Here is a 16688-nt window from a genome sequence, read left to right as displayed (position 1 = left end):
ATAGATGATTCATTCTGCACCAAATCACGACTATTGTTAATTAAAAATAATTGCATGGTTAAACTTTTGTGATAAAACTCACAGTTATCTATTTTCTTTTTACGCTATCATACAAATAAAAAATCCCCACTTACGGGGATTTTGCTTAACAATATTATACTGAAAACGGATATTTAATCGCTGGGTGGCATTGATAATTATGCACTTTAAAATCGTCTAATGTTACCCAAGTTTCTAAATCTTCTAATGTTTTAATATCTGGATTGATTTCTAATTGCGGTAATGGCAAAGGTTCACGTTTTAATTGCACATTTTGCATTAACTCTAATTGGTCTTCATAAATATGCGCATTAATAATTTTATGGAATGCTAACCCTGGTTTATTCCCCGTAATTTGCGCAACGAGCGCCAATAAGGTAAAAACTTGAATCTGATTAAACGTTAAACCTAACGGTACATCACAAGAACGTTGATAGCTAGTGAGATAGAGGGTATCGCCCACTAAAGAAAAAGTATGGGTGTGCATACAAGGTCGCAGACAACCTAACTCAATTTCACCTGGATTATAGAAAGTGAGGATCTCGCCACGATCATCAATTTTTTGGCTTAAATTGTGGATAATCTTCTTTAATTGATCGATTGTTTCACCATTGGGCTTACGCCATTGCCTACCCTGCACACCGTATACACGCCCCATATCATCTTCGCCTTGACGGTTTGGATTCGCTAACCAAGCAGCATTTTCATTGGCATTCGCGTCCCATGTTTTAGTCCCTAAACGGCGAAAATCTGCCGCACTACTATAACCTCGCAGATAACCTAATAATTCAGCAATCGCCGCTTTCCAAAAGCTCTTACGCGTTGTGATTAATGGAAATTGGTTATTTGCCACGTCATACGTTAAATCCGCATTAATCAAGGTCAAACAACGTTTTCCTGTACGCTTATTTTCCACCCAAACACCATCGTCAATAATACGTTGGCATAAATCAAGATATGCTTTCATCGTTGTTTTCCTTGTCGTTGATAGGCAAACCAAATCAAACCAAGCCCAAGCAAAATCATTGGTGTTGATAAAATTTGTCCCATTGAAATTTCATGCCCAAAATAGAGTCCGAGTTGTGGATCAGGTTCACGGAAAAACTCAACTATAAAGCGGAATAATCCGTAACAGAATAAGAATAAACCAGAAGCAGCCCCCATTGGACGAGTTTGGCGAATAAAGAGATTTAAAATAATAAATAGCCCCACACCCTCTAAACAGGCTTCATAAAGTTGAGATGGGTGGCGTGGTAAATAGCCTCCTGAAGGAAATAATACCGCCCAAGGTACCTCAGTTACACGTCCCCATAACTCATCATTGATAAAGTTTCCAATCCGCCCCATTCCTAAACCAAATGGAATCAACGGCGCAACAAAATCAGCTACCGCAAAGAATTGGCGTTGCTGGCTACGTGCAGTGAACCACATAGCAATAATGACCCCAAGCAAGCCACCATGAAAAGACATTCCGCCTTCCCAAACGCGGAATAAATAGGCAGGATCGCTTAAAAAGAGATCGAACTGATAAAACAAGACATACCCAATTCGCCCTCCTAAAAATACGCCTAAAAAACCGTTAAAAAGTAAGTTATCAAACTGCTCGACTGTCCAGCCACTATTGGCTTGTTTAACACGACGAAGCCCTAACCAACGCGCAAACAGAAAGCCAATTAGATACATCAAGCCATACCAGCGTAATGCAATGGGTCCAAGAGAAAATATCACTGGATCAAATTGAGGATAAGTTAAAAATTCAGTTGTCATACCATTCCTTATTTAATAAACATATCAATGGCAATACAGATAAGTAGTAATGCAAAATAACGTTTTAATGTCGGTATCGGCAGTTTACTGGTCGTATTTGCCCCTAATTTTGAGGTAAAAAATGACGTCAACGTAATGCCAATCACAGCAGGTAAATAAACATATCCTAATGAATAATCGGGCATATTAGGCGTATTCCAGCCACCAACAATAAAACTGAACATACCTGATAGTCCTAATAACATTCCACAAAATGCAGAAGAACCTATCGCTTTCTTCATATCAATACCACGTGAATTAAGAAACGGTACAATAAACCCTCCGCCCCCAATTCCAGCAGCACTCGACACCATTCCAATAAGAATTCCACCAATCACTGACGCTGTTTTGGTTAGCGTTTTTGTTACCTCTTTGGGGCGGATTGACAATACCATTTTGATAGCTAAATACACCACTAAACAAGCAAAAATCTTACTCGTGATCGCCTTATCTAATTTGCCGATAAATAGACCAGAAATAAATACGGAAATCATAATCATCGGTGCAAGAATTTTAATTGCATTCCATTCGATATTCCCTAATTTATGGTGGCGTTGTGCAGAAGAAAATCCTGTAATCACAATGGTAGCAAATGATGTTCCTAGTGCCGAAGACATGACCAATTCATTGGGTATCCCAACCATGGGTAGCAAATAAACTAACACGGGAACAATAATTAGCCCCCCACCAATGCCAAATAAACCAGCAAGAAAACCAACTACGGCACCTACCACTAAACAAATTAAAAAAAATGTTAACATTTTTCACCTCTTGTTTTATGTATTGAACGTTTTTGGTATTTACCTGAGGTGAATCTTTTCTCGGGATTGGAGCGTCTATTTTCATGCATTACGTTAGCTTGATGGCTGCTTTCTTTCTCATTAAATACAACCGCAGCAAATTCTTTCATGACTTTACGATATACATCACGTTTAAAGGAAACTACTTGTCGTACGGGATACCAAAAGCTGACCCAGCGCCAACCATCAAATTCAGGTGAAACATTTGAATTAACATTGATTTTACTTTCTGGACAGGTGAGCTGTAACAGAAACCAACGCTGTTTCTGTCCAATACAAACAGGTCGAGAATCGAAACGAATAAGACGCTTAGGTAATTTATAACGTAACCAGTGTTTTGAACTATAAATAATTTTTACATCATTTTGCGTCAAACCAACTTCTTCATATAACTCACGATACATCGCTTGTTCTGGCGTTTCACGAGGATTAATGCCTCCTTGAGGAAATTGCCATGAATTTTGATTGTAGCGTTTAGCCCAAAAAACTTGTCCCTTTTGGTTACAAATAACAATACCAACATTAGGACGATAACCGTCGAAATCGATCACTATCGACAACCTTAAATATTATTTTATGGATAAATATAGCGTTGATTTTTCCATAATATTGTCTTTTTCTCAAGTTTAGAATGTCTGTAAAGCGGGCTATCAAGTAGTAAAGAATAACTAGCTATACTTCTGCTTATCTTAAAAATTATGCTACCATTACGGAGTACGGCTGTTTATACAAGGAAAACAAAATGCCTCAATGTACAGTAAAATCCTTTTTCCAAAAGTTGCTTATCCTTAGTAAGCAATGGTTAACCGTACATTTCAAAACGCTAGTAAAAATCTTTCTTTCTCTCTGTTCTCTCAGCGCTGTCATTTTGGTTTCTATTGATACAGGCATCAGTTTCTGGGTGCGTGATCGTATCTATCAAGATCTTAACAAATTACCTTATCGCCCTTATGGATTAGTGTTAGGTACCGCAAAATATTTCAAAAATAACACACTAAATCTGTTCTATTACAATCGGCTATCTGCCGCAGAACAGTTAGTTAAACACCATAAAGTCGATTATTTATTACTTAGTGGTGATAACCGTACTATGCAATATAATGAACCACAAAGAATGTTTAAAGATTTACTCAAAATGGGTGTTCCTTCTCAATCAATGTACTTTGATTACGCTGGATTTCGTACTTTAGATTCAATTATTCGTGCCGATAAAGTCTTTAATGTCCAATCTTTAACCATTATTACACAACGTTTTCACTGTGAACGAGCGCTATTTATTGCGAAACACTACAATCTAGATGCCATCTGTTTTGAAGCAGACTATCCTGAAGGGTATCCAATGGTGAGAATTCGTGAGTTTTTTGCCAGAGTACAAGCAGTATTGGATATTATTTTAGGCAAACAACCATATTTTCTGGGTAAACCAGAACCATTACCCCCTCCCATTTTGCCACCTTATAATGAATAAATACTAGATTTAGCTATTGTTATCCGCGCCAGAAAAAACGATAATAGCCCCCTTATTTTTAGGTGATAGGACAATGATTAGTTATATTCTGTTAATTATTAGTACAGCATTAATCAATAACTTTGTACTAGTGAAATTCCTCGGGCTATGTCCATTTATGGGGGTTTCTAAAAAAGTAGATACTGCAGTGGGAATGGGGTTAGCAACAACATTTGTCTTAACAGTTGCATCACTCGTTGCTTACCTTGTTGATCATTATATTTTATTACCACTCAACGCTATCTATTTGCGTACTCTTGTATTTATTTTAGTAATTGCCGTGGTGGTACAATTCACTGAAATGGTTATCAATAAAACGAGTCCAACACTTTATCGCCTATTAGGTATTTTTTTACCACTAATTACAACAAATTGTGCCGTGCTCGGTGTGGCATTACTCAATGTCAATTTAGCACATAATTTTATTCAATCTGTGATTTATGGTTTTGGCGCAGCACTTGGTTTTTCATTAGTATTAGTCCTCTTTGCAGCCATGCGTGAAAGAATTGAAGCTGCCGATGTACCTTTCCCGTTTAGAGGTGCGGCTATTGCCTTAATTACAGCGGGTTTAATGTCTGTTGCCTTTATGGGATTCAGTGGATTAGTGAGAGTCTAATGTCTTGGTTATTATCGCTATCACCCTATACTTTAATCTTATTTAGCATTGCTTTATTAGCACTAATTTTCGGTGCTATTTTAGGATTTTCATCAATTAAACTAAAAGTCGAATCTGATCCGATCGTTGATAAAATCGATGCTTTACTCCCACAAAGTCAGTGTGGGCAATGTGGTTACCCTGGCTGTCGTCCTTATGCAGAAGCGATCTCCAATGGCGATGTGATTACTAAGTGTGTGCCTGGTGGGCAGCCATTAATCGAAAAATTAGCCGACTTACTAGGGGTAGAAGCACCGCAAGGTGTATTTGCAGAAGAGCCTGAGGTAAAAGTCGCTTTTATCCATGAAGATATGTGTATCGGTTGCACAAAATGTATTCAAGCCTGCCCAGTAGACGCCATTATTGGCGCAAATAAAGCACTCCATACTGTTATTCCTGATCTCTGTACAGGCTGCGAACTCTGCGTTGCGCCTTGCCCAACAGATTGCATTACGATGGAAAAAGTTAAACCAACCGTTGATTCTTGGAATTGGAAATATGATCAAAATTTAATTATTCCAATCGTCGAAGTGCCAAATAGCCCTGCTGCAAAAGAGATGAAAAATTAGGAAAGTCGAAATGTTAGATGATGTATTAGCCCGAATTAAACAGAATCGATTGTGGAATTTTCCTGGTGGTATTTATCCTCCAGAAATGAAACAGCAATCAAATGGCAAAAAACTTTCCACATTAAAACACCCAGATACTTATTACATTCCACTAAAACAACACGCTGGAAATGCTGGACAATTATTGGTGCAAGTTGGCGATTATGTATTAAAAGGACAGCCTTTAACACAAGGCGAAGATTTCCGTACTTTACCCGTGCACGCACCAACATCAGGGACGATCACCGCGATTGGCGATTATACGTCATCTCACCCCTCTGGTTTAAATGAGCCAACAATTACTTTACAGGCAGATGGCAAAGATCAATGGTGTGAACGTCAACCACTTGATGATTTTCTAACTGTTCCGCCAGAACAATTAATCAAAAAAATCTACCAAGCAGGTATTGCTGGTTTAGGGGGAGCTGTTTTTCCTACCGCCTCTAAAATCGCTAGTGCTGAAAATAAAGTTAAGTTATTGATTATTAATGGAGCTGAATGCGAACCTTATATTACCTGCGACGACCGATTAATGCGTGATCGCAGCCATGATATTATCGAAGGAATTCGTATTTTGCGTTATATCTTGCGACCTGAAAAAGTTATTTTAGCGATTGAAGATAATAAACCTGAAGCAGTAAAAGCCATGCAATACGCATTATCAGGGGCAAATGATATTGAAATTCGCATCATTCCAACAAAATATCCATCTGGTGCAGCGAAACAACTGATTCAAATTTTGACGGGATTAGAAGTCCCTAATAATGGTCGCTCTTCACAAATTGGCATATTGATGAATAATGTAGCGACCGCATATGCTATCAAAAAAGCAATTATCAATGATGAGCCTTTAATTAAACGCGTCGTTACCTTAACTGGCGATAAAATCCCACAACCAAGAAATGTTTGGGCAAGAATTGGCACCCCAATTTATCATCTCTTGCACGAAGCAGGCTATCAATATGATGAGCGTTTCCCCGTTTTTATGGGAGGCCCCATGATGGGATTTATCCTGCCAAATTTAAATTCACCCGTTACCAAAGTAACGAACTGCTTAATCGCGCCTGATCATTTTGAGTATCAACCACCACCAGCAGAACGAAATTGTATCCGTTGTTCTGCTTGCTCAGATCACTGCCCATTAAAACTGATGCCGCAACAACTTTACTGGTTTGCACGTAGTGAAGATCATCAAAAGTCAGAGGAATATAATCTAAAAGATTGTATTGAGTGTGGTATTTGTGCCTATGTATGCCCAAGTAATATTCCATTGATCCAATACTTCCGCCAAGAAAAAGCAAAAATTGCTGAATTAGCCTTAAAAGCTAAACTAGCAGAAGAAGCCAAACAACGCTTTGAAGCAAAACAAGCCAGAATGGAACGGGAAAAACAAGAACGAGATCGCCGCACTCAACAAGCTGCTGAAACTCGACGTGCAGAAATGGCGAAACAACAAGGTGTTGATCCTGTTCAAGCCGCATTAGAACGCATTCGTCAAAAACAAGCTGAAAATGCAGTGAATAGCAAACCAGCTATTAAGACCATTACAGGCGAGCACGGGGAAATATTACCAGATAATAGTGATATTATGGCTGCAAGAAAAGCTCGCCGTTTAGCAAAACAAACACAAGCCGCTGATCAAGGTGAGAATAACGCTGCAACTGATAAACAAGCGGCGATTGCTGCAGCCATTGCGCGGGCAAAAGCGAAAAAAGCACAGCAACAGGCAGAAAGTGAAACAACGTCTACGCCGTTAGCGACAACCACTGTAGAAGCAGAAACAACAGAAACAGATCCACGCAAAGTTGCTATCGCCGCTGCGATTGCACGGGCAAAAGCGAAAAAAGCGCAACAGCAGGCAGAAAGTGAAACAACGTCTGCGCCGTTAGTAACGACCACGACAGAAACAGAACAAACCGAAACAGATCCACGCAAAGCTGCTATCGCCGCGGCGATTGCACGGGCGAAAGCAAAAAAAATGCAACAACAGGCAGAAAGTGAAACAACGTCTACGCCGTTAGCGACAACCACTGTAGAAGCAGAACAAACCGAAACAGATCGACGCAAAGCTGCTATCGCTGCAGCCATTGCACGGGCAAAAGCGAAAAAAGCGCAACAGCAGGCAGAAAGTGAAACAACGTCTGCGCCGTTAGTAACGACCACGACAGAAACAGAACAAACCGAAACAGATCCACGCAAAGTTGCTATCGCCGCTGCGATTGCGCGGGCAAAAGCGAAAAAAGCGCAACAGCAGGCAGAAAGTGAAACAACGTCTGCGCCGTTAGTAACGACCACGGCAGAAACAGAACAAACCGAAACAGATCCTCGCAAAGCTGCTATCGCTGCTGCGATTGCGCGGGCAAAAGCGAAAAAAGCCGAACGAGAGGGAAAAATAAATAATGTTTAGAATAGCCAGTTCACCACACGTTCATTCCACCAGTTTAACGACGAAAGTTATGCTTTGGGTTATCGTTGCGATGATCCCTGCTATCATTGTACAAATCTACTATTTTGGCTTTGGAACACTTATCCAAATTGCCTTAGCTGTCAGTTTTGCAATATTACTTGAATGGGGGGTAACAAAACTACGCGGTAAACGCCATTGGCAGGATTTATCCGATTTTAGTGTCGTATTAACAGCATTAATCTTAGCAGTTGCCATTCCACCTTACGCCCCTTATTGGTTGATTTTGCTTGGGATTTTCTGTGCGGTAATGCTAGGTAAGCACGTTTATGGTGGTTTAGGACAAAACCCATTTAATCCAGCAATGGTTGGCTATGCCATTTTATTGGTGTCATTTCCTGCACAAATGACAGCGTGGGCATTACCAAACCATTTATTACTGGAACCCACTACCTTTCGTGATGCGTATCTTTTGATTTTCCAAGGTGTAAGCAGTGATGGTTATAATTTACATCAACTCACCTCTACAATCGATGGCGTAACACAAGCTACACCATTAGACAGTGTGAAAACAGGCAGCAAAAATCATTTTGAATTAACCCAGATCGCTACTTCGCCAATATTCCAACATTCAGATTGGCAACAATACCTCACTGTTCCAATGGGAATTGGTTGGTGGCAAGTCAATCTCGCATTCTTACTTGGTGGATTATTTTTAATCTGGAAAAAGATCATTCACTGGCAAATTCCCGCTGCATTATTAGCTACCTTAACCTTATTTAGCACCGCTACTTGGTTATTTGCACCTGCCACTTTCCCTTCACCATTATGGCAATTATTCTCTGGTGCAACCATGTTCGGCGCGTTCTTTATTGCAACCGATCCTGTTACGGCTTCCATCACTCCCAAAGGAAAACTCTATTTTGGTGTATTAGTCGGGATCTTACTTTATGTGATTCGTTTTTATGGTGGTTATCCAGATGGCGTTGCATTTGCTGTCTTACTCAGTAATATTTGTGTGCCATTAATTGATCACTATACTCGACCTCGCCTATACGGTCGTTAAGGAGAACCTAATGGCAACCATTAAACGTACAACCATTAATTACGCTTTAATTCTAGGCTTAGTTGCATTAATTTGTACCCTAATCACATTAGGAATATATCTATTAACGCAAGAGCGTATTCAGCATGCAATGGAAAACCAGCAGCGCCAATTATTGGCAGAAGTACTACCGCAAAATTTTGCTGAAAATAACCTACTCTCTGCCTGTTATCACCCTAAAGAGAGCAGCCATTTACAACATATTTCTCGCTTATATTTAGCCAAAAAACAAGAAAATATTGTCGCCTATTTATTTGAAACCACCGCCCCTGATGGTTATTCAGGCAATATTCGTATCTTAGTAGCAGTAACACCAGCTGGGAAGGTATTAGGCGTGCGAGTATTGGAACATCATGAAACACCAGGGTTAGGTGATAAAATTGAAACTCGCTTATCAAACTGGATTTATGCGTTCACGAATAAAATCTTTAAACTAGAAGAAAGTGATAAATGGGCAGTAAAAAAAGACGGAGGTAATTTTGACCAATTTACTGGCGCCACTATTACGCCTCGAGCCGTTGTGAATGCTGTAAAAAAAGGCTTGCTACAATTTTTCGCTCAACCATTTACTTTTAATGCAGAACAATTTACTCGATGCCAATAACGGGAAGATCATTATGAATCATGGAACATCAATAGTAGATACATTACCCGAACAACAAGGCAAAACGTCTGTCTGGAAAACTTTGTTTTGGCAAGGTATCTGGAAAAACAACTCAACATTAGTACAGTTATTAGGGCTTTGTCCTTTATTAGCCGTATCTAATACCGTTGCCAATGCGTTAGGTTTAGGATTGGCTACTTTATTAGTCTTAACTTGCACCAATACGGTCGTTTCGTTATGTCGCCATCTTATTCCTAAGGCAATCCGTATCCCAATTTACGTTATGATCATTGCCTCTACGGTAACGATTGTACAGTTAGTGATGAACGCCTACACCTATTCACTTTATCAATCACTTGGTATCTTTATTCCGTTAATTGTAACTAACTGTATCGTCATCGGACGTGCAGAGGCATATGCGTCGAAAAATCCAGTATTCCATTCGATGTTTGACGGTTTTTCAATGGGGTTGGGAATGACATTAAGTTTAGTGGCACTGGGCGCATTACGTGAAGCGATTGGTAACGGGACATTGTTGAGTGGTATGGAAAATTTATTTGGCGAATCTGCAAAAGCCTTAAAAATTACACTTTTCCACACAGACAGCCATTTTCTATTAGCCATTCTGCCACCAGGTGCATTCTTAGGTTTAGGTGCATTATTAGCACTGAAAAATATCATTGATCGGAAAAAATAATGAACCAGCAGAAAAGAGTTGAAATTCTGACACGTTTACGTGCAGCTAATCCACAGCCAACAACAGAGCTACAATATAATTCACCATTTGAATTACTCATTGCAGTGATTCTATCCGCTCAAGCGACAGATGTTGGTGTAAATAAAGCAACGGCTAAACTATTTCCAGTTGCTAATACCCCACAGGCTATTCTCGACCTTGGACTTGATGGTTTAAAAAGTTATATCAAAACGATTGGTTTATATAATAGCAAGGCAGAAAATATTATAAAAACCTGCCGAGATTTGGTCGAAAAATATAATGGTGAAGTACCTGAATCCCGCGAAGCACTGGAATCACTTGCTGGGGTTGGACGTAAAACCGCCAATGTTGTATTAAATACGGCTTTTGGCTGGCCTACCATTGCTGTAGATACCCATATTTTTCGCGTATCTAATCGTACTGGATTTGCACCAGGTAAAGATGTCATCGCAGTAGAGCAAAAATTACTCAAAGTTGTGCCAAATGAATTTAAAGTCGATGTCCACCACTGGTTAATTTTACATGGACGCTATACCTGTATTGCGCGCAAACCTCGTTGTGGAGCCTGCTTGATTGAGGATCTCTGCGAATTTAAAGATAAAACAGAATATTTAAAATAGGAGAAGAGTTTAATGACAAACTCAACTGAAAGACAAACTTGGTCTAGCCGACTGACTTATATACTCACTGTTGCGGGAGCAACCGTAGGCTTTGGCGCTACTTGGCGTTTCCCTTATTTAGTAGGTGAAAATGGTGGCGGAGCTTATGTATTCCTTTTTTGTATCGCTATGGTTCTCATCGGCATTCCCATGATTTTAGTAGAAAATGTTATTGGTCGCCGTATTCGAGTCAATGCGATTGATGCTTTTGGTGGCAAGATCCATCACAAACCGATTCCCTCTGTTTGGAAATTAGTCGGTTATCTGAGTATGCTCGGTTCCTTTTGTATTATGGCGTACTATATGGTACTTGGTGGCTGGGTCATTAATTATATTGTTAGCTTAGTGAGTGGGAGTTTAGATATTAGCCAGCCAATTACCGCTGATCTCACCAAAAATTTTTTCCAAACAACAATAATGGATAGCCCTGCCCTCATCAGTTTTTATACCTTTCTTTTTGTATTGGTCAATTACATTATTTTAGTAAAAGGGGTGATTGATGGGATTGAAAAATCTGTTAAATATCTCATGCCATTACTATTTATCTTTTTAATCTGTATGGTAATCCGTAATATCACACTTCCAGGCGCATGGGAAGGGATCGTATTTTATTTAAAACCCGATTTTTACAAAATCACTCCTCAGTTATTCGTTTTTGTCTTAGGACAGGTCTTTTTTGCGTTAAGTCTTGGTTTTGGTGTGATCGTTACGCTATCTAGCTATTTGAAAAAAGGAGAAAATTTAGTACAAACTGCAGTGATTACTGGTTTTGTGAACACGATTATTGCCGTGCTAGCTGGTTTTATGATTTTTCCCTCTCTTTTTACGTTTGGTATCGCCCCTAATTCAGGTCCAACATTGGTATTTCAAAGTTTACCAATAGTGTTCTCTCATATGTGGGCGGGCAAGTTTTTTGCGATTATTTTCTTTAGCTTACTACTCATTGCAGCACTCACAACTTCATTAACGATTTATGAAGTTCTTATTACTGCTCTCCAAGAAAAAACAAAAATCAACCGCCGTTTAGCCATTTTCTTTGTACTAGGGGGCATTTTTGTATTAGGAAATGTGCCGTCCATTTTAAGCTATGGTCCATGGCATCATATTCAACTATTTGGCAAGAATATCTTTGATGCCTTTGATTTTATCAGTGGCAATATTCTCTTTATGCTAACCGCTTTATGCTGTGCGATTTTTGTTGGTTATGTCATGAAAGAAGAGGCAAAAAAAGAGTTGCATTTAGCAACGAACTCAAAATTAGCAACATGGTGGTTTAATTACGTAAAATTTATTGTCCCTCTTGTCATTATTGTCATTTTTATCAGTAATTTACTTTGAGTTTCTTAGCAACAAGCTAAGATTTACTTACCTAATCTAAATCAATTAGCCAAAATAAAAACAAATTGGTAATCCCGTAAAAATCTTTTGCGGGATTATTTTTTATAAACACATTACAGGCTAAAAATCAAACTCACTATAGTGAATATGAGAATGGCGTTTTTGCTTAATTTTTACCGCTTCAATTACATCTTCTAACGCATGGCTTAATAATGTACGATCATGTCGATAACTCACATCATCTGCATTTAACTTGCGAGATAAAACGCAATGTTCCTGCCTAAATTGTTCTGCTAAAGTCATCTCCGTACCAGTAATTACCCCATCAATAACAGATTTACCAAGATAACAATTCACCCAATTTACTCTTGCCACAAGATCTAATTGCGCTGATGGGCTATGTTCTGCCCCTAAATTATCGATAAAAATCTTAATCGCTTGGCTCTTTGCAATAGCAGCTTTAATCTCCACTAACAATAATGGCGGTAAAATACTGGTAAAAAAACTTCCTGGTCCTAATAAAATAATATCTGCCTGCTCAATCGCTGCTACGGCTTCTGGTGTAGCAGGCACAACTGGCTCTATGCTTAATTTTTGTGGAATCGCTTGTAAATTATCAATACTCACTTCTCCAATAATCATTTCACCATTATGTAACTCTGCAGCTAATTGTGCGGGTTTCTCTGACATTGGAATAATAAAAGGCTCAACATGAAGTAACTCCCGAATCAAGTTTACTCCCTCTAATGGACGCACTTTGATATTCTCTAAAGCAGTTAACATCAAATTGCCTAAATTATGTCCAGCCAATTCCCCTTCTCCGCTAAAACGATATTCAAATAATTCCGAAGCGGTTGTTGGCGTGGTAATAATTTGGTTTAAACAATTACGCAAATCCCCCCAAGCAATCCCGCCAAATTCAGTACGAATTCTACCTGTTGAGCCGCCATTATCCGTCGTTGTTACAATCCCCGTTAAACGGGAACGCATAAAACTGAGTGCTGACATCACTCGCCCTAGCCCATGTCCACCACCAATCGCCACAATACGGCGAGCTTCATTTAAATTTGGAGTAACAACAGAAGAAACAACCATTATCAGACCTATTATGCTATATCAGTAAAATTACTGTGCATCATTAATCTATTATCAAAAAATGAATAATATTAATGAGTTATTACAAAAATGAGTTATTTTAACGCGCTTTCTTTCGTTAGTCGAATTTGAAAAATATTTTACTGTCTAAAATAAAGTTTGTTATTCCTTTCACAATTTGCTATATTTCGTTCCGAAATTTAGACAGAACAAATCGAAACATTATGAGTAAGCGAAATACCAAACAACGTCGTCATGCCATTTTAAAATGCCTTGAAAAACAAGGGGAAGTTACCGTAGAACAGCTTGTCAATCAATTTGAAACTTCAGAAGTTACGATTCGTAAGGATTTATCTGCTTTGGAGCAAAATGGTTTATTACTCCGTCGTTATGGTGGGGCAATTTTAATGCCAGCAGAAGCATTAGCTGATGATGAAGAGAATGAAGCCTTATCGCCACAAAAACTTGCGATTGCTAAGCTTGCTGCCGCACAAATTCGCGATCATAACCGTATCATTATTGACACAGGTAGTACGACGTCTGCCCTCATTAGTCAATTAAATAAAAAGCAAGGTCTAGTGGTAATGACCAACTCATTAAATGTTGCCGCTGAACTACGCCAACTAGAAAACGAACCCACTTTATTAATGACAGGTGGTACTTGGGACGCTTCGTCAGACTCCTTTCAAGGGCAAATCGCCGAACAGGTATTGCGTTCATATGATTTCGATCAATTATTTATTGGCGCTGATGGGATTGATCTACAGCGTGGTACAACGACTTTTAATGAGCTTATTGGTTTAAGTCGCGTTATGGCTGATGTTTCTCGTGAAGTCATTGTCATGGTGGAATCGCAAAAAATTGGTCGCAAAATGCCAAATTTGGAACTGACATGGCAGCAGATTGATTATTTGATTACCGATGATCAGATTGATCCAACTAGCAAAAAACAAATTGAAGATCTTGGTGTAGAAGTATTCATTGCTTCTGCCAAATAATGTTATTTTTACTATTCAACAAAGGAAAAAATTATGTGTGGAATTGTTGGTGCAGTCGCACAACGCGATGTTGCAGAAATCTTAATTCAAGGTTTACACCGTTTAGAGTATCGTGGTTATGATTCTGCTGGTGTAGCAGTCGTTGATAACCAACACAATTTACAACGTGTTCGCCGTGTCGGCAAAGTAAAAGCATTAGACGATGCCGTCGAACAACAACCTTTAGTGGGAGGAACTGGTATCGCACATACCCGTTGGGCAACGCATGGTGAGCCATCAGAAGCAAATGCACACCCACATATGTCAGACGATATTGCAGTAGTACATAATGGAATTATTGAAAATTATCAAGAACTTAAAGCTGAACTGCAACAACGTGGTTACCAATTTACATCTCAAACCGATACTGAAGTCATTGCCCATTTAGTACATTGGGAATTTCAATCTTGCCAAGATTTATTACGTGCTGTACAGCAAGCGGTTAACCAATTAACTGGTGCGTATGGTATGGTGGTCATGCACCGCCAGCAGCCAGAACATCTCATTGCGGCACGCTCTGGTAGCCCATTAGTAATTGGTTATGGTGTAGGCGAAAATTTCTTAGCTTCTGATCAATTAGCTTTATTAAATGTTACTCGTCGCTTTAGTTTCCTTGAAGAGGGCGATGTGGCAGAGATCACTCGCCGTCAAGTAACCATTTACAATCTCTTAGGGGAGCAAGTGGAACGTACCATTTCTGAATCTAATTTAGAACAAGATGCCGCAGATAAAGGTCAGTTCCGCCACTTTATGCAAAAGGAAATTTTCGAACAACCAACGGCGATCATTAATACTTTAGAAGGTCGCATTACACAAGATAGTGTCATTATTGAAAGCATTGGCAGCAAAGCAAAAAGCATTTTAGAAAATGTAAAACATGTACAAATTGTTGCCTGTGGTACCTCTTACAATTCAGGTATGGTAGCACGTTATTGGTTTGAATCCTTAGCAGGTGTAAGCTGTGATGTAGAAATCGCTTCTGAATTCCGCTATCGTAAATTTGTTACGCGTCCAAACAGCTTGTTACTCACACTTTCGCAATCAGGTGAAACAGCCGATACTTTAGCCGCATTACGCTTAGCTAAAGAAAAAGGTTATATGGCAGCAATGACAATTTGTAATGTTGCTGGCTCATCATTAGTTCGTGAATCTGATCTGGCTTTTATGACGCGTGCTGGCGTAGAAATTGGCGTTGCCTCAACCAAAGCATTCACAACACAATTAGTCTCTATGCTCATGTTAGTAGTAGCGATTGGTAAATTAAACGGCAGTATTTCCGCAGAAAAAGAGCGTGAAATTGTCCATGCTTTAAATAACATTCCAACCGACATTGAAAAAGCATTAGTCTTTGATAAACAAATTGAAAAACTTGCCGAAGATTTTGCCGAAAAACATAACGCTTTATTCTTAGGGCGTGGTGAATTTTATCCAATCGCAATGGAAGCTGCATTAAAGCTGAAAGAGATTTCATATATTCATGCAGAAGCTTATGCTGCTGGTGAATTAAAACATGGACCATTAGCGTTAATTGATGCAGATATGCCAGTCATCGTCGTTGCCCCAAATAACGATTTATTAGAAAAAGTAAAATCGAATATTGAAGAAGTACGTGCGCGTGGCGGTCAATTATATGTTTTTGCTGATGCAGAAGCAGGGTTCCAAGATAGTGATAATATGAAAATTATTACTATGCCAAAAGTTAATGAATTAGTTGCACCAATATTCTATACCGTACCGATGCAATTACTTTCTTACTATGTGGCAATTATTAAAGGTACCGATGTTGACCAACCAAGAAACTTAGCTAAAGCAGTTACAGTTGAGTAATCATTGTAAATATTAAGGGCAGATTTAAAATCTCTGCCCTTACATTCTCAACGATAAACGATGTTGATTACAAAATCTCTTTCGCTTTTGCGACGACGTTATCAACCGTAAAACCAAATAACTTAAACAATTCCTCCGCTGGAGCTGACTCTCCAAAGCTATTCATACCTACAACACGTCCTGATAAGCCAACATATTTGTACCAAAAATCACTCATTCCCGCTTCTATCGCAACACGTTTGGTTACGCTGCTTGGTAATACGCTTTCTTGATATGCGGCATCTTGTTTATCAAATACGTTGGTACTTGGCATGGAAACCACGCGAACGTTATGACCTTCTGCCGTTAATCGCGCTGCCGCTTTTACCGCTAACTCTACCTCTGAACCAGTGGCAATCAGAATTAATTCAGGTGTGCCTGCACAATCTTTTAAGATATAAGCTCCTCGTTTGATATTAGCGAGTTGTTCCGCATTTCTCTCCATTT

General features: G+C 39.1%; 17 protein-coding genes. 11 read left to right on the top strand and 6 right to left on the bottom strand.

Going from position 1 to position 16688, the window contains the following annotated elements:
• Window positions 1-154: 154 nt before the first annotated feature.
• Genes ACFFHK_RS00085 through rppH form a run of 4 tightly spaced genes read right to left on the bottom strand, consistent with a single transcriptional unit; the run spans window position 155 to window position 3196 of the window.
• A complete protein-coding gene (locus tag ACFFHK_RS00085; RefSeq protein WP_382367468.1) occupies window positions 155-1006 on the bottom strand; it encodes a thymidylate synthase in 852 nt (283 codons plus the stop codon).
• Window positions 1003-1806, bottom strand: a complete 804-nt coding sequence (lgt, locus tag ACFFHK_RS00080) for a prolipoprotein diacylglyceryl transferase (protein WP_382367465.1) — start codon at window positions 1804-1806, stop codon at window positions 1003-1005. The genes ACFFHK_RS00085 and lgt overlap by 4 nt, the downstream gene beginning before the upstream one ends.
• 8 nt (window positions 1807-1814) lie before the next feature.
• Entirely contained in the window at window positions 1815-2606 is a 792-nt protein-coding gene (locus ACFFHK_RS00075) for a sulfite exporter TauE/SafE family protein (RefSeq protein WP_382367462.1), read from the bottom strand.
• Complete coding sequence (rppH, locus tag ACFFHK_RS00070) at window positions 2600-3196, bottom strand: RNA pyrophosphohydrolase (RefSeq protein WP_382367459.1); 597 nt, start codon at window positions 3194-3196, stop codon at window positions 2600-2602. Before rppH ends, ACFFHK_RS00075 begins: the two co-directional genes overlap by 7 nt.
• Before the next feature lie 191 nt (window positions 3197-3387).
• On the opposite strand from rppH, the gene ACFFHK_RS00065 reads away from it, so the two are divergent.
• From ACFFHK_RS00065 to ACFFHK_RS00025, 9 genes are all read left to right on the top strand, one after another.
• Window positions 3388-4113 (top strand): SanA/YdcF family protein, encoded by a 726-nt coding sequence (locus ACFFHK_RS00065; protein ID WP_382367456.1) that lies wholly within the window; start codon window positions 3388-3390, stop codon window positions 4111-4113.
• A gap of 73 nt (window positions 4114-4186) precedes the next feature.
• Window positions 4187-4768 (top strand): electron transport complex subunit RsxA, encoded by a 582-nt coding sequence (gene rsxA, locus ACFFHK_RS00060; RefSeq protein ID WP_382367453.1) that lies wholly within the window; start codon window positions 4187-4189, stop codon window positions 4766-4768.
• The gene (gene rsxB / locus ACFFHK_RS00055) at window positions 4768-5376 is read left to right on the top strand and encodes an electron transport complex subunit RsxB (RefSeq protein ID WP_382367450.1); all 609 of its coding nucleotides are present in this window, start codon (window positions 4768-4770) and stop codon (window positions 5374-5376) included. The genes rsxA and rsxB overlap by 1 nt, the downstream gene beginning before the upstream one ends.
• Window positions 5377-5386: 10 nt before the next feature.
• Complete coding sequence (rsxC, locus tag ACFFHK_RS00050) at window positions 5387-7822, top strand: electron transport complex subunit RsxC (protein ID WP_382367447.1); 2436 nt, start codon at window positions 5387-5389, stop codon at window positions 7820-7822.
• Window positions 7815-8885: an electron transport complex subunit RsxD gene (gene rsxD, locus ACFFHK_RS00045; RefSeq protein WP_382367444.1), complete on the top strand. Its 1071-nt coding sequence runs from the start codon at window positions 7815-7817 to the stop codon at window positions 8883-8885. The genes rsxC and rsxD overlap by 8 nt, the downstream gene beginning before the upstream one ends.
• Before the next feature lie 10 nt (window positions 8886-8895).
• The gene (gene rsxG / locus ACFFHK_RS00040; protein WP_382367441.1) at window positions 8896-9528 is read left to right on the top strand and encodes an electron transport complex subunit RsxG; all 633 of its coding nucleotides are present in this window, start codon (window positions 8896-8898) and stop codon (window positions 9526-9528) included.
• A 13-nt stretch (window positions 9529-9541) separates the two neighbouring features.
• On the top strand, window positions 9542-10225 hold the full coding sequence (locus ACFFHK_RS00035; protein ID WP_382367438.1) for an electron transport complex subunit E: 684 nt from the start codon (window positions 9542-9544) through the stop codon (window positions 10223-10225).
• Window positions 10225-10866 (top strand): endonuclease III, encoded by a 642-nt coding sequence (nth, locus tag ACFFHK_RS00030; protein WP_382367435.1) that lies wholly within the window; start codon window positions 10225-10227, stop codon window positions 10864-10866. Before ACFFHK_RS00035 ends, nth begins: the two co-directional genes overlap by 1 nt.
• A gap of 12 nt (window positions 10867-10878) precedes the next feature.
• A complete protein-coding gene (locus ACFFHK_RS00025; protein WP_382367432.1) occupies window positions 10879-12243 on the top strand; it encodes a sodium-dependent transporter in 1365 nt (454 codons plus the stop codon).
• Window positions 12244-12363: 120 nt separating this feature from the next.
• Here the strand turns inward: ACFFHK_RS00025 and ACFFHK_RS00020 are convergent, their stop codons facing one another.
• Entirely contained in the window at window positions 12364-13338 is a 975-nt protein-coding gene (locus tag ACFFHK_RS00020) for a gluconeogenesis factor YvcK family protein (protein WP_382367429.1), read from the bottom strand.
• A gap of 224 nt (window positions 13339-13562) precedes the next feature.
• Between ACFFHK_RS00020 and ACFFHK_RS00015 the strand changes: the two genes are divergently transcribed.
• Both ACFFHK_RS00015 and glmS read left to right on the top strand, forming a co-directional pair.
• A complete protein-coding gene (locus tag ACFFHK_RS00015) occupies window positions 13563-14336 on the top strand; it encodes a DeoR/GlpR family DNA-binding transcription regulator (RefSeq protein WP_382367426.1) in 774 nt (257 codons plus the stop codon).
• Window positions 14337-14369: 33 nt separating this feature from the next.
• Window positions 14370-16202 carry a glutamine--fructose-6-phosphate transaminase (isomerizing) gene (gene glmS / locus ACFFHK_RS00010; protein WP_382367423.1) on the top strand — a complete coding sequence of 611 codons (1833 nt, stop codon included), beginning with the start codon at window positions 14370-14372 and terminating at the stop codon, window positions 16200-16202.
• A 67-nt stretch (window positions 16203-16269) separates the two neighbouring features.
• Here the strand turns inward: glmS and ACFFHK_RS00005 are convergent.
• A partial coding sequence (locus ACFFHK_RS00005; protein ID WP_382367420.1) for a transketolase-like TK C-terminal-containing protein occupies window positions 16270-16688 on the bottom strand: 419 nt, incomplete at its 5' end.

Source organism: Gallibacterium trehalosifermentans (assembly GCF_042433055.1).
Lineage (GTDB): Bacteria > Pseudomonadota > Gammaproteobacteria > Enterobacterales > Pasteurellaceae > Gallibacterium > Gallibacterium trehalosifermentans.
This window is presented reverse-complemented; position numbering and strand designations above follow the sequence as displayed.